General features: G+C 61.5%; 13 protein-coding genes. 6 read left to right on the top strand and 7 right to left on the bottom strand.

Features of this window, described 5'->3' with window-relative positions; genetic code table 11:
- Positions 1 to 243 precede the first annotated feature (243 nt).
- Both NTU39_RS23590 and NTU39_RS23585 read left to right on the top strand, forming a co-directional pair.
- On the top strand, positions 244 to 639 hold the full coding sequence (locus NTU39_RS23590; RefSeq protein WP_150662207.1) for a guanyl-specific ribonuclease: 396 nt from the start codon (positions 244 to 246) through the stop codon (positions 637 to 639).
- Positions 640 to 646: 7 nt separating this feature from the next.
- Positions 647 to 1,195, top strand: a complete 549-nt coding sequence (locus tag NTU39_RS23585; protein WP_039393221.1) for a barstar family protein — start codon at positions 647 to 649, stop codon at positions 1,193 to 1,195.
- Between the two features lie 107 nt (positions 1,196 to 1,302).
- Here the strand turns inward: NTU39_RS23585 and NTU39_RS23580 are convergent.
- The 5 genes from NTU39_RS23580 to NTU39_RS23560 all read right to left on the bottom strand — a co-directional run bounded on the left by NTU39_RS23580 (position 1,303) and on the right by NTU39_RS23560 (position 5,666).
- Positions 1,303 to 2,525 (bottom strand): IS3 family transposase gene (locus NTU39_RS23580; protein WP_257958446.1). Its coding sequence is split into 2 segments (ribosomal slippage): positions 1,303 to 2,157 and positions 2,160 to 2,525, totalling 1,221 coding nucleotides; the frame shifts between segments, so codons are not numbered across the junction.
- Between the two features lie 113 nt (positions 2,526 to 2,638).
- Positions 2,639 to 3,271 (bottom strand): YidB family protein, encoded by a 633-nt coding sequence (locus NTU39_RS23575; RefSeq protein WP_257958708.1) that lies wholly within the window; start codon positions 3,269 to 3,271, stop codon positions 2,639 to 2,641.
- 50 nt (positions 3,272 to 3,321) lie between these two features.
- A complete protein-coding gene (locus NTU39_RS23570; protein WP_150666552.1) occupies positions 3,322 to 4,059 on the bottom strand; it encodes a 16S rRNA (uracil(1498)-N(3))-methyltransferase in 738 nt (245 codons plus the stop codon).
- 114 nt (positions 4,060 to 4,173) lie between these two features.
- A complete protein-coding gene (locus NTU39_RS23565) occupies positions 4,174 to 4,596 on the bottom strand; it encodes a VOC family protein (protein ID WP_150666551.1) in 423 nt (140 codons plus the stop codon).
- A gap of 119 nt (positions 4,597 to 4,715) precedes the next feature.
- Positions 4,716 to 5,666, bottom strand: coding sequence for a spermine/spermidine synthase domain-containing protein (locus NTU39_RS23560; protein ID WP_257958706.1), 951 nt, complete (start codon positions 5,664 to 5,666; stop codon positions 4,716 to 4,718).
- A gap of 197 nt (positions 5,667 to 5,863) precedes the next feature.
- On the opposite strand from NTU39_RS23560, the gene tkt reads away from it, so the two are divergent.
- Positions 5,864 to 7,876 (top strand): transketolase, encoded by a 2,013-nt coding sequence (gene tkt / locus NTU39_RS23555; protein ID WP_150666549.1) that lies wholly within the window; start codon positions 5,864 to 5,866, stop codon positions 7,874 to 7,876.
- Positions 7,877 to 7,904: 28 nt separating this feature from the next.
- A complete protein-coding gene (gap, locus tag NTU39_RS23550; RefSeq protein ID WP_150666548.1) occupies positions 7,905 to 8,915 on the top strand; it encodes a type I glyceraldehyde-3-phosphate dehydrogenase in 1,011 nt (336 codons plus the stop codon).
- A gap of 111 nt (positions 8,916 to 9,026) precedes the next feature.
- Here gap and NTU39_RS23545 read toward each other — a convergent pair whose 3' ends face one another.
- Positions 9,027 to 9,881, bottom strand: a complete 855-nt coding sequence (locus tag NTU39_RS23545; RefSeq protein WP_150666547.1) for a GumC domain-containing protein — start codon at positions 9,879 to 9,881, stop codon at positions 9,027 to 9,029.
- A gap of 171 nt (positions 9,882 to 10,052) precedes the next feature.
- Positions 10,053 to 10,484 (bottom strand): ferric iron uptake transcriptional regulator, encoded by a 432-nt coding sequence (gene fur, locus NTU39_RS23540; protein ID WP_039393197.1) that lies wholly within the window; start codon positions 10,482 to 10,484, stop codon positions 10,053 to 10,055.
- 249 nt (positions 10,485 to 10,733) lie between these two features.
- Between fur and NTU39_RS23535 the strand changes: the two genes are divergently transcribed.
- Together NTU39_RS23535 and dapB are read left to right on the top strand one after the other, a co-directional pair.
- A complete protein-coding gene (locus NTU39_RS23535; protein ID WP_246184762.1) occupies positions 10,734 to 11,369 on the top strand; it encodes an outer membrane protein assembly factor BamE in 636 nt (211 codons plus the stop codon).
- Positions 11,370 to 11,411: 42 nt separating this feature from the next.
- A complete protein-coding gene (gene dapB / locus NTU39_RS23530) occupies positions 11,412 to 12,209 on the top strand; it encodes a 4-hydroxy-tetrahydrodipicolinate reductase (RefSeq protein WP_039401415.1) in 798 nt (265 codons plus the stop codon).
- Positions 12,210 to 12,368: the final 159 nt, after the last annotated feature.

The following is a 12,368-nucleotide window of genomic DNA, read 5'->3' as shown; positions in this document are numbered from 1 at the left end:
ACGCCGCGCCCCTCGGGGCGCGGCGTTTTGTTATCCGGGTGATGCATTTTTTGGCATCGTATATCTCAATGTGTGTGCTTACTGTCGTGAAAATCCCTGTATTTTCGTGAATTTGTTGAGTAGTTTGGTTGCAAAATGTAAGCCGACATTGATTCTGATGACCAATAGCGATAATCTTACGGCTTCACCCACCAGAACGGGCCGGTAGCGCAAAGCCGCGCCGGGCGACAGCTAGCTATGACAATGGCACGTTGGCTTCACCGGAGCATCGTGGCACTGACTGCGGCGGGAAGTGTCTTTCTGGGGGCTAACGCTGTGGCGCGCGAAACCGCGCCATACGTCACGGATCAAACAGCAACGGTCTCCGTTGCCGAGTTACCTCGCGAAGCGCAGCGCACGCTGACGCTGATTGCCCAGGGCGGGCCGTTTCCCTATGCCAAAGATGGCATCACGTTCGGGAACTACGAAAAGCGCCTGCCCAAAATGCCGCGTGGCTATTACCATGAATATACGGTGCCGACTCCCGGTGCCCGCAATAGAGGTGCCAGGCGCATCATCTGTGGCGGTAACCAACGTGCGGTCGAGCCGTGTTACTACACCCAAGACCACTACAACAGCTTTAGACGAATAAGGGAATGACAGCAGTATGAGTGAGCCGGTTTTCGCACAAGAACGCGGGAAAGATCTTATGGCAGATCCATTCGGTGCGGGCGAGGGCAACTTGTTCAAGCAGGTGCTGGGCCTGCATGCTGTCGCGCGGGCCGGCCATCGCCGTAGCCTATCGGAAGAGGGAGATATGAGTCTTTTCCAGGCCGTGAGGCCGAACATCGTGCAGTCGATCCGTGCATTCCGCGTGCCGGAACTGGCGGCAGAGGCCGAGCGCCTCGGACAGCACTTCCTCTATGCCAATTGTTCGCATGCACAAAGCAAGGCGGAAGTGCTGGAGACGATCGCCACATCGTTCCTGTTCCCGAAGCATTTCGGAAAGAACTACGACGCGTTGCATGACTGTCTGACCGATCTGGTCGCCCACTGCGGGCCGCAACCCGGGTTTGTCGTCGTGCTGGAAGGCTTGCCGGTCGTCACCAAGTTCGACAAAGATGGGCGCGAGACTCTGCTGGAAGTGTTCCGCGATACCGCCGAGTTCTGGAGCGAGCGTCGCGTGAGTTTCCGCGTTTTCTACTCGTTTGCCTAAGGCTCACGTATCGTCTGACGCGAAACGTCCGCGAATATCAGTAGGCTTTTCGTGGTTTCCGTAGACGACACTGTCAAGTCCTGAAATAGGTTGACAGTTATTTCAGGTTAAAACGCCCGATGCACCGCATCGGGCGTTTTGTATTTCAGGGCAGCATGTGGCCGCTCGTGGTTGTAGATGTGCACGGATTGCTCGACCATCTTGGCAGCCTGCTCAAGATCAACAGGACGCTGCAAGAGGAACTCGTCTTTAAGGATGCCGTTGACCCGTTCGGCCAGCGCGTTCTGATAACAGTCATAGCCGTCAGTCATCGAGCAGCGCAAGCCGTGGCGTCGGTGGATCTCCTGATAGTAGGTCGAGCAGTATTGGATGCCCCGATCAGAATGATGTATCAGTGGTTGGCGACTTCGGCGTTTGCGCAGCGCTTTTTGGAGCGCCTGACTGACCTGTTCAGTTTGCAGGCTATCGTGAACGTGATGACCGACAATCTTGCGTGAAAACGCGTCCGTGATGAGACTCAAATAGACAAACGAACCGGCCGTCGGTAAGTACGTGATGTCGGCCACCCATACCTGTTCAGGGCCAGTTGGCACGACCTGCTGCGGCCCCGGCTTAAGCAGATTCGGATGGCGCCGGAAGCGATGATGACTTTGCGTTGTCTTGTGGTACGCCCGGTGGGCCACTACGAGCAGACGCGCGCGGCGCAGCATCTCGAACATTCGGTCCCGCCCCAGCTTGATGCCTCGCTCGACCAGCGTTGGTCCGAGTAGATAGTGCAATTTTCGGGTCCCGATTCGGGGCTGACGCAACCGGACATCGCGCACCAGCGCTGTCACGGCCTCGGCCTGTGAGCAGCGACGCACCTCACTTTGGATGCGCTTGTAATATGCCTGGCGGCTGATACCCATGTATCGGCAGGCTCGCTCAACGCTTAGCTTTTCGATCCGCTTTTGCGCAACGACCTGCCCGAAGGCTTTTTTACGGTGATTCCGTAGTCCTTGCGCATCACGTCGAGCACCGCCTCGAATAGCGCAGCCTTTTCCTGCGCTTCTCGCAATTGCGTCTCCAACTCCTTGATGCGCTGCTCCGGCGTGAGCGGCTTTGAATCTTGTTTTGACATGGTGGAACCCGATTGAGCACGCCCGGATGGATCGGCCCAATCCTGCAAGCCGTGCTTGCGTAACCATACCAGTACTGTCGAGCGACCCTGAATTCCGTATCGCCGCTGCGCCTCCCTGTAGGTCAGCTCGCCCTTTTCGACTTGCTCCACCACCGATAGCTTAAAAGCCAGGCTGTAGTCCCGCTGCGTCCGCTTAAACCCTTGCTCCATTTGCCACTCCTTCAATGCATCGAAAAAGTGACAACCTATTTCAGGACGGGTCACACGCAAGAAAAAAGGTCCGCACTGCGGACCTTTTTTCATTTCCGGCCGATCGTTGTGAATCAGCCGGTGTGGTTGCCACCGAGGAACTGCTGGGCCAGCGAAGCCAGATCCAGCGAGCCTTGCGGTAGCGAGCCGTTCGGCGTCAACTGGTTGACGACCTTGGGCAGCAGATCCGACAACTCCTGTGCTGCTTCGCTTTCCGAGACGCCCGCCGAGCTTGCCAATTGCTGCAACTGACCGCCGGGGCCGAGCGCTTGCGTGACCTGATCGGCGCTGACCGCCTGATTGGCGCCCGTGCCGACCCATGAGTTAACGGCTTCGCCGAGACCCCCCTGGTTCAGAACCTGGGCGAGTCCGCCCAATCCACCGAGTTGTCCCAGCAGACCGCCCTCCGGCGCCCCCGGTGCACCTGCCGCCGACGACTGCGCGCCGCCGAGTAGTCCGCCGAGCAAACCACCCAGACCGCCCGCCCCACCGGCACCGCCTGCCGCGCCGCCACCGAGCATGCCGCCAAGGGCGCCGCCGAGGCCGCCGAGCAAACCACCGCCTTCACCACCTTGACCCTGAGCGCCACCCGAGCGGCTGGCAATCATCGCCAGCAAGCCCATCAGCAACATGGTCTTCGTGCTGAAACCGCCGCCACCGGCCTGATTGCCGGACCCACCACCGAGAATGTTGTCGAGGATACCCATGACGATTACTCCTTAAGGCTTGTGAGGCCGTTTTCTCGAATCATCGATGCTTACCATCCGCCCCAGCGAGCGGCCAACGCAGCGAGGACAGCCATGCCCGCCGTTTCGGTCCGAAGAATGCGTTCGCCAAGACGGATGGCCGAAAATCCGACCTGCCGTGCAAGCGCTTCCTCCTGAGGTGCCAGCCCACCTTCGGGGCCGAAGAGCAGAACGCCAGGCGCGGACGGCGCGTCCAGCGGCAGCGAATCGAATCCGCTGTCCGCTCTAGGTGACAATAGCACACGCCATCCGTCACTCTTTATGACATCCCGGTCACCGAGCCACGCCGTAATCGGACGGATCGGTAGCACCTTCGGCACCCGATTTCGTCCGCACTGTTCGCACGCGGCTTGCACGAGCGCTTGCCAGTGCGCGACGCGTTTGGCGGCGCGCTCGCCTTCGAGGCGAATGACCGAACGCTCCGTCGCGAGCGGCTGAATTTCCGTCACGCCGAGTTCGATGGCCTTCTCGATGAGCCAGTCCATCTTGTCGCCGCCTGCGATGCCTTGCGCCAACGTAATGCGATAGGGTGGCTCAGCTTCACGAGGGTCGTGCTCACCGAGTTGTGCCGTCGCGTGACGCTTTTCCAGCGTCGTCAGTACCGCTGGATATTCACCGCCCGTGCCATTGAATAGCGTGAGCGTGTCGCCTGTCTTCAGGCGCAGGACCTGGACGTGGCGAACAACGGTGTCCGGGAGGTCGAGGAGGGCGTCGGCGTGCAGCGGCGCATCGATGAAAAAGCGAGGCATTCGGGCGAGAAGGCGTGGGTGAGGAGGGTGGAATGGCAGCCGGTGTTGGCGTCGGGGATCGAAGCATACCCCAACGTGCCCCGACGCCCGGCGTTGCGACGCGCGGGAGTAGCTTCAACTGCGAGGGGCGACGGGCCGGGCGAAACCCCAACGATAACCGTCCGGGTCTTCCAACTGGCAGAAGCGATCGCCCCAGAACTGGTCGCTCGGCAGCATCAGTCCCTTGGCGCCGGCGGCGGTCGCGCGTGCGTAGAGCGCGTCGACATCTTCCGTGTAGACATAGAAGCTCTGCGGCGCTTCGACACCCGAGGTACGCGGCGTGCGCGCGGTCGTCGCGAACGCACCTTCGGGGGCGAACATCAGGATCAGTTGTCCCTGATAGAACATTTCGACGTGCATCACCGCGCCGTCGTCGTCCACCATGTCATGCACGGAAAAGCCGAAGGCCTGCTCGTAGAACGTGGCGGCCGCACGCGCATCGCGAACGGTCAGATACGGCGTGAGCCACGGCACGTGGGATGGGCGGGGATCGGACATGGTTTTGCTCCGTTGGGGCCGTCGGCGCGAAATCGATGGGTGTCCGACGGTCTTGGCAAGTTCCCAATATACAAGGAACGCGTATCCGCTTCATCCGTTGCGCGCGATGGCGTGTGGGATCACCCCCGATCGGTGCTGTAACGAGTCATGGCGCCAAGGACGGCACTCAGCTCCGGCGGGATATCGAAGAGCGCAGCGTGACGGGCGGGCGAATAGTGGCGCACGCCCTGGAGCGCTGTTGCCGATGGATTCGTCGTCAGCGCATTGAAATCGGTCACGGTAAGTGAATTACTGGCCATCGCAAGCGCCCATTGCGTACCGTAGAGCGGCACATAAGCGGTCATCGGCAAGACGCAGGCGAACACCGAATGCAGCGCGTCCAGCATGCGACGCACTTGCGCGCCTTCAAACCACGGTGCCCCCAGTTGCAGGGCGATGCCCCCGCGTGGACCAAGTAAGTCGCGGACTTTCGCGAAGAATGCGGCATCGTGCAGCGACGCCGCATCGCCGTCGGCTTCCGTGAGATCGAAGACGATGGCGTCGAAGTGTTCGCCGCTCGCCAGTGCTGCGTCGACAAGATCCCGTGCGTCGCCGATGACGAGCGTGGTGCGAGGGTCGTCGAACGCGCCGTCGGCCAGCGCGGGCATGTGTCGAAGGATGGCGTCGGGCACTTGCGCGTCGAGTTCGGCGACGACCACTTCCCGCACGCTGACATGCCGCAGCGCTTCACGCGCAGAGCCGCCGTCCCCGCCGCCGAGGATCAGCACGCGTTGCGCGTTGCCGTGCGCGAGCAGCAGCGGATGCACCATGCACTCATGACAGATGTGGGCGTCGGCCAGCGACGCCATGAAGCGGCCATCGAGCCGATAGGCCCGCCCGAGTTCGCCGAAGGCAGGCAAATCCACGATCTCGATGTGCTGATGAGGTGACGTTGTGGCGTACACCGGCATCGCGGCGAACGTATAGCCTGCCCACGGCCCGAGCGGTGCCCCGTAAGACGTTGTCAGCTTGGCGGACGAGCCCGCCGGGGTGTCGGGTTGGGTGGCGGAGGTGTCGTGTTTTTCGGGCATTGGCAAGACAACTTCCTCTAATTTGTGGCGATCGCATCACTTCTTCGCATGATTCCACGTTCCCGCCGGTTGAGGAAGTTCGCCGTGAACGACCCGGGCAGGGGGCGATTCTGGTAAAATCTTGGTCTTTTCCCGCATTTGAATTTCGCGCGGCAGCTCGCGGCAACGGGGCACGCCCGCTCTTCCGGCTGGTCACCATGACGAACTCCTCTCCTGCTACGGCTGCGCTGATGGCCTCTGCTATTCGCGTCCTTTCCATGGATGCGGTCCAACAGGCCAACTCCGGTCACCCTGGCGCGCCCATGGGCATGGCCGATATCGCGGTCGCTCTGTGGGGCCGCCATCTCAAGCACAACCCCACCAATCCGCATTGGGCCGACCGCGACCGCTTCGTGCTGTCGAACGGCCACGGCTCGATGCTGATCTACTCGTTGTTGCATCTGACGGGTTACGATCTGCCGATCGAAGAGCTCAAGCACTTCCGCCAACTGCACAGCAAGACGCCGGGTCACCCGGAAGTGGGCATCACGCCGGGCGTCGAGACGACCACGGGCCCGCTGGGTCAGGGCATCACGAATGCTGTCGGTTTCGCACTCGCCGAAGCGCTGCTCGCCAAGGAATTCAACCGTCCGGGCAACGACATCGTCGATCACTATACGTATGCGTTCCTCGGCGATGGCTGCCTGATGGAAGGCATCTCGCACGAAGCCTGCTCGCTCGCGGGCACGCTGCGTCTGAACAAGCTCATCGCGCTGTACGACGACAACGGCATCTCGATCGATGGCGACGTCGAATACTGGTTTGCCGACGATACGCCGAAGCGTTTCGAAGCCTATGGCTGGAACGTGATTCGCGGTATCGACGGTCATAACGCCGATGCGGTCGACGCGGCTATCGCGCAAGCCAAGAAGTCCGATCGCCCGACGCTGATCTGCTGCAAGACGCTGATCGGCAAGGGTGCACCGAACAAGGAAGGCGGTCACGACGTGCACGGCGCGCCGCTGGGTGCCGATGAAATCGCTGCGACGCGCGCCGCGCTCGGCTGGAATCTGCCGCCGTTCGAAGTGCCGGCCGACGTCTATGCCGCATGGGACGCCAAGGCGGCCGGTCAGAAGGCCGAAGCCGCGTGGAACGAACGTTTCGCTGCCTATCGTGGCCAGTTCCCGGCGGAAGCTGCCGAGTTCGAGCGCCGCATGAAGGGCGAACTGCCCGGCGACTTTAAGGCGGCCGCTGCCGCCCTCATCGCCAAGACCAATGAAAAGGCCGAGACGGTAGCAACGCGTAAGGCGTCGCAACTCGCCATCGAAGGGCTCGCTGCGGTGCTGCCGGAATTCCTTGGCGGCTCGGCCGACCTGACCGGCTCGAACCTCACGAACTGGAAGGCCAGCAAGGCGGTACGCGCCAATGCAGACGGCGTGCAGTTCGGCAATCACATCAACTATGGTGTGCGCGAGTTCGGCATGAGCGCCATCATGAACGGCATTGCGCTGCACGGTGGTTACATCCCGTTCGGCGGCACGTTCCTGACCTTCTCCGACTACAGCCGCAATGCGCTGCGTATGGCGGCGCTCATGAAGCTGCGTTCGATCTTCGTGTTCACGCACGATTCGATCGGTCTGGGCGAAGACGGCCCGACGCACCAGTCGATCGAGCATGTCTCGAGCCTGCGCCTGATTCCGCAAATGGATCTGTGGCGTCCGTGCGATACGACGGAAACGGCGGCTGCTTGGGTGGCTGCGGTGGAGCGTCACGACGGTCCGTCGAGCCTGGTGCTGAGCCGTCAGAATTTGCCGTTCGTCTCGCGCAGCGATGCGCAGATCGCCGATATCCGTCGTGGCGGCTACGTGCTGCGCGACGTAGCCAATCCGCAGATCATCCTGATCGCGACCGGCTCGGAAATGGATCTGGCGCTCAAGGGCGCCGAAGCGCTGGCGGCCGAAGGGATTGCCGCACGTGTCGTGTCCATGCCGTCGACCAATGTGTTCGATCGTCAGGACAAGGCCTACCGCGAGAGCGTGCTGCCGCGCGGCGTGCCGCGTGTGGCCGTGGAAGCCGGCGTGACGGCTTTCTGGCATAAGTACGTCGGCCTGGAAGGCGGCGTGGTCGGCATCGATACCTTTGGCGAGTCGGCTCCGGCCGGCGTGCTGTTCAAACACTTCGGCTTCACCGTCGACCATGTGGTCGCGACGGCAAAGTCCGTGCTTGGCTGATTTCGTTAGACCTTACGGAGATACCCCCATGACCATTCGCGTCGCTATTAACGGCTACGGCCGTATCGGCCGCAACGTACTGCGTGCCCACTACGAAGGTGGCAAGAAGCACGACATCGAAATCGTTGCCATCAACGATCTCGGCAATGCACAGACGAACGCCCACCTCACGCAATACGACACGGCGCACGGCAAGTTCCCGGGCACCGTGTCCGTCGATGGCGACTTCATGATCGTCAACGGCGACAAGATCCGCGTGCTGGCCAACCGCAACCCGGCCGAACTGCCGTGGGGCGAGCTGAACGTCGACGTCGTGCTCGAGTGCACCGGCTTCTTCACCACGAAGGAAAAGGCCAGCGCTCACCTGAAGGGCGGTGCGAAGAAGGTCATCATCTCGGCCCCGGGCGGCAAGGATGTAGACGCGACGGTCGTGTTCGGCGTGAACGAAGGTGTGCTCAAGTCGACCGACACGGTCATCTCGAACGCTTCGTGCACCACGAACTGCCTGGCACCGCTGGTCAAGCCGCTGCACGACAAGATCGGTCTGGAAACGGGCCTGATGACGACCGTTCACGCCTACACGAACGACCAGGTGCTGACGGACGTCTATCACGAAGACCTGCGTCGCGCCCGTTCGGCCACGATGAGCATGATCCCGACGAAGACGGGTGCAGCTTCCGCCGTCGGCCTGGTGCTGCCGGAACTCAACGGCAAGCTCGACGGCTACGCCATTCGCGTCCCGACGATCAACGTGTCGATCGTTGACCTGTCGTTCATCGCTAAGCGCGACACGACGGTCGATGAAGTCAACGCGATCCTGAAGGAAGCCGCCGAAGGCCCGCTGAAGGCCATCGCTACGTACAACACGGCACCGCTGGTGTCGGTCGACTTCAACCACAACCCGGCGTCGTCGAACTTCGACGGCACGCTGACGAAGGTGTCGGGTCGTCTGGTGAAGGTCAGCTCGTGGTACGACAACGAGTGGGGCTTCTCGAACCGCATGCTCGACACGACCGTCGCGCTGATGGCTGCGAAGTAATCGCCGGTATCAGAAGTCAAAAAAGCCGCTGTCGGGAGACAGCGGCTTTTTTATTGGCGTGCCGGATGTGCGGAGCGTGGCATTGCCAGTCCCCGTACCTTGGCTTGCGACTCAGGTGCTGCGTTTGCGCGACAGGCCGACAATAACACCGGCAATCACGCCCAGGGCCAGGCCGCCGAGACCGAAGAACACCTTGCGAGGGAAGGCAGGTTCCTCGTCCACACGAATCGCACTGACGATGCGCGTGTTGTACGACTGATCCGGTGCGAGGAGCTGCGACACGCGATATCGGCTGTCATTGAGCGTTGCACGTTCAGCGCGGCTGCTCTGCAGCGCGCTCAGCGCCATGACGGAATCCGTATTCTTCGAATTGGCCAACGCAGTATTCAGATCTGCCTGCGCCTTGGTGTTGGCTTCAATCGCTGCGTCGATCACGCCGAGCTGCTGCTTGGGCAGGGTTCGCGCACGGTCGAGGATTGCTGCGTGCTCGGTGATGATCTGGTTAGACGCGAGCTGAAGGGCTTGTTCCGCCTGTTCGATCGATGTGCCGCGTGCCGAGATTTCGACATAGACGGTACCGGTCACCATCCGTGCCTTGAGGTTTTTCCAGACGACGGTCTTGTGCAGCGCATCTGTGTTCGCCTTCAATTGCGGATAGACTTCCCCGGCAACGCCATCGCGAAATGCGCTGAGCAGCACGCGACCGACCGTCTGCTGAACCGATTCGATGAGCGGGCCGTCCGGGCCTGCCACCGGCGAGCCGGCCGACCGGCCGACCTGAAGCGTAACTTTGCCTTCCCACTGCTTCTGAACGACAAACGTGCTGCCGATGCCAAGCACCGTGCCAATTACCGCCAGGCCAAGAATCGGCTTCAGGTTTTCGCGGATAAATCTCCAAACATCTGCGAGGGAAACATCGTTTTCTTCGCTTTGTGCCATATCAGTGGGCATCTCTTCGTGGTTCATAGGAGGGTGTGGCCGTGCTGCGAGATTGCGCGTGTGCGAAAAGCGTTCTATTCGAAAAAAATGCGGCCGCTATGCTACGACGGTGGGCGGCAGCGCTTGGTTCAAAAGATGCAAGGAAAGGGCGAAATCCGAAAATGCCCTCGAAAAGAGGGCATTTTGACAAACTTCTTTTTAATTTTTTTGACGGTGGGGGCACGGATCCTTCGTGCAACTGCCGTACATGGCCAGCGAATGCTCCTGGAGTGCGAAGCCGCGCTCCTTGGCGATCAGCTTCTGGCGGCGTTCGATCTCGGCATCGAAGAATTCCTCGACGCGTCCGCAGTCCATGCACACGAGGTGATCGTGGTGATGGCCTTCGTTGAGTTCGAAAACGGCCTTGCCGGATTCAAAGTTGCTGCGCGACAATAGCCCGGCTTGCTCGAACTGGGTCAGGACACGGTAAACCGTGGCCAGGCCGATATCGAGATTTTCTCCGAGCAGATGACGATATACGTCTTCAGCGGTCAAGTGGCGCACCTCACTGTTCTGGAAGATTTCCAGAATCTTGAGGCGCGGAAGCGTGGCTTTCAGTCCGATATTTTTCAAATCGGCGGGATTCGGCATCGCTCTACGTCCCTAGAGTACAATACAGCCCCAATAATAATGCCTTTTTGCCTTGCCCGGGCGCAAACCGGGGCAAACGGGACGGTTGTGCCGTCAACGGGGGCGATGTGGCGGCGCGCCCGGCGTGCCGGATTCAAGTTCGATCTTTTTGAAAGCGAGTCAGATTTGCGTCGTTATCTCTCCCTTCCGTTCTCCGTCTGCGCAGCCGCGGCATTCCTTGCCCTGGCTGGCTGCTCGACGTATGACAGCATGACCGACAAGGTCATCGGCGTGGTCACGCCGTATCGAATTAACATCGTTCAGGGCAACTTCGTCTCGAAGGAAGCCTATGAGCAGCTCAAGGCAGGCATGACGCGCGATCAGGTCCGCCAGTTGCTCGGTACGCCGCTGCTGGCCGACATCTTCCATGCGAATCGCTGGGATTACGTCTTCTACTTCAAGCGCGGCAACGCGTCGATCGTTCAGGAACGTCACCTGAAGGTGTACTTCGAAGGCGACACGCTGGCACGTTGGGAAGGCGGCGAAAATCTGCCGACCGAGTACCAGCTGGTGCAGGAAATCGACGGCCAGAAGGGCAAGACCGTGAAGACGGATGCGCCTGCACCGTCGACGGCGAGCGCTGCGGCTGCCGAAGCCGCCGCACCGTCGCCGGACGCCGCCGCAACGGCACCGACGGCAGCACCTGCACCGACCGATGTGGCGACCGTCTCGACGGATGCCGCCGCCAATGTTGCGGCCGCAGCCAAGCCCGCACCGACGGCGCAACCGAGCACGCCGGCATCGAGCACCAGTACGCCCAGCCCGGCCGGCACGGCCTCGGGCACGGGACTGGTCCCGTCGCCGCGCGTGACCTCCGGTGGCGGTCTCTTCTCGATGCCCCAGTAAGCGGCTGAAAGCCGGTAGAAAGACGACGAAAGACTCACCATGATGAAGATTGCGATTGCAGGGGCCTCCGGCCGTATGGGCCGGATGCTGATCGAAACCGTGCTCGCGGCAGACGACGCCGAACTGGTCGGCGCACTCGACCGTGAAGGCAGCCCGGCGCTCGGTATCGACGCTGGCGCGTTCCTCGGCCGCGACACCGGCGTGAAGATCACCGCCGATCTCGACGCTGCTCTGGCCAATGCCGAATACCTGATCGACTTTACGCGCCCGGAAGGCACGCTGATGCATCTGGCGGCCGCGCAAAAGCACGGCGTGAAGATGATCGTCGGCACGACCGGTTTCTCGGAAGAAGACAAGGCACTTCTGGCAAAGGGCGCGGAACAGGTCGCCGTCGTGTTCGCGCCGAACATGAGCGTGGGCGTGAATGCGACGTTCAAGCTGCTCGAAATCGCCGCGAAAATCCTCAATACCGGCTATGACATCGAGATCATCGAAGCCCATCATCGCCACAAGGTCGATGCCCCGTCGGGCACGGCGCTGCGCATGGGCGAAGTGGTGGCCGAAGCGCTGGGCCGCGATTTGAAGGAATGTGCGATCTATGGCCGTGAAGGCGTGACCGGCGAACGCGATCCGTCGACGATCGGTTTCGCGACGGTGCGCGGGGGCGATATCGTCGGCGATCACACAGTGCTGTTCGCCGGGATCGGCGAGCGTATCGAAATCACGCACAAGTCGTCGAGCCGCCTCTCGTACGCGCAAGGTTCGCTGCGTGCGGCGCGTTTCCTCGCACAGCACAAGACCGGTCTGTTCGACATGCAGGACGTGCTGGGCCTACGTTGATCGGCATAGGTTCCACCGGGCGGCCAGCGGTGCTGGCCTGAGTGCGCCAAGGGCGTCAGCTTGTACAGACTCAGGCACCGCAGGCCGGTCCCGGATGCCGCCATGGCGGCGCGCTCCACCGGCGGTCATACGACAGACCTGCCGGATCGGAAGCGAAAG

Origin of the sequence: Pandoraea commovens (assembly GCF_024704525.1) — a bacterium.
Classification (GTDB): domain Bacteria; phylum Pseudomonadota; class Gammaproteobacteria; order Burkholderiales; family Burkholderiaceae; genus Pandoraea; species Pandoraea commovens.
The sequence above is the reverse complement of the archived record's forward strand: the minus strand, read 5'-3'. Positions and strand labels throughout refer to the sequence as shown.

What these genes read in the sequence shown, in the direction of transcription:
- NTU39_RS23535 (WP_246184762.1), top strand. Translation starts at nt 10,734, where the DNA reads ATGACCGACAAGGTCATCGGCGTGGTCACGCCGTATCGAATTAACATC.
- gap (WP_150666548.1), top strand. Translation starts at nt 7,905, where the DNA reads ATGACCATTCGCGTCGCTATTAACGGCTACGGCCGTATCGGCCGCAAC.
- NTU39_RS23585 (WP_039393221.1), top strand. Translation starts at nt 647, where the DNA reads ATGAGTGAGCCGGTTTTCGCACAAGAACGCGGGAAAGATCTTATGGCA.
- NTU39_RS23560 (WP_257958706.1), bottom strand. Translation starts at nt 5,666, where the DNA reads ATGCCCGAAAAACACGACACCTCCGCCACCCAACCCGACACCCCGGCG.
- NTU39_RS23545 (WP_150666547.1), bottom strand. Translation starts at nt 9,881, where the DNA reads ATGAACCACGAAGAGATGCCCACTGATATGGCACAAAGCGAAGAAAAC.
- NTU39_RS23570 (WP_150666552.1), bottom strand. Translation starts at nt 4,059, where the DNA reads ATGCCTCGCTTTTTCATCGATGCGCCGCTGCACGCCGACGCCCTCCTC.
- fur (WP_039393197.1), bottom strand. Translation starts at nt 10,484, where the DNA reads ATGCCGAATCCCGCCGATTTGAAAAATATCGGACTGAAAGCCACGCTT.
- NTU39_RS23565 (WP_150666551.1), bottom strand. Translation starts at nt 4,596, where the DNA reads ATGTCCGATCCCCGCCCATCCCACGTGCCGTGGCTCACGCCGTATCTG.
- dapB (WP_039401415.1), top strand. Translation starts at nt 11,412, where the DNA reads ATGAAGATTGCGATTGCAGGGGCCTCCGGCCGTATGGGCCGGATGCTG.
- tkt (WP_150666549.1), top strand. Translation starts at nt 5,864, where the DNA reads ATGACGAACTCCTCTCCTGCTACGGCTGCGCTGATGGCCTCTGCTATT.
- NTU39_RS23575 (WP_257958708.1), bottom strand. Translation starts at nt 3,271, where the DNA reads ATGGGTATCCTCGACAACATTCTCGGTGGTGGGTCCGGCAATCAGGCC.
- NTU39_RS23590 (WP_150662207.1), top strand. Translation starts at nt 244, where the DNA reads ATGGCACGTTGGCTTCACCGGAGCATCGTGGCACTGACTGCGGCGGGA.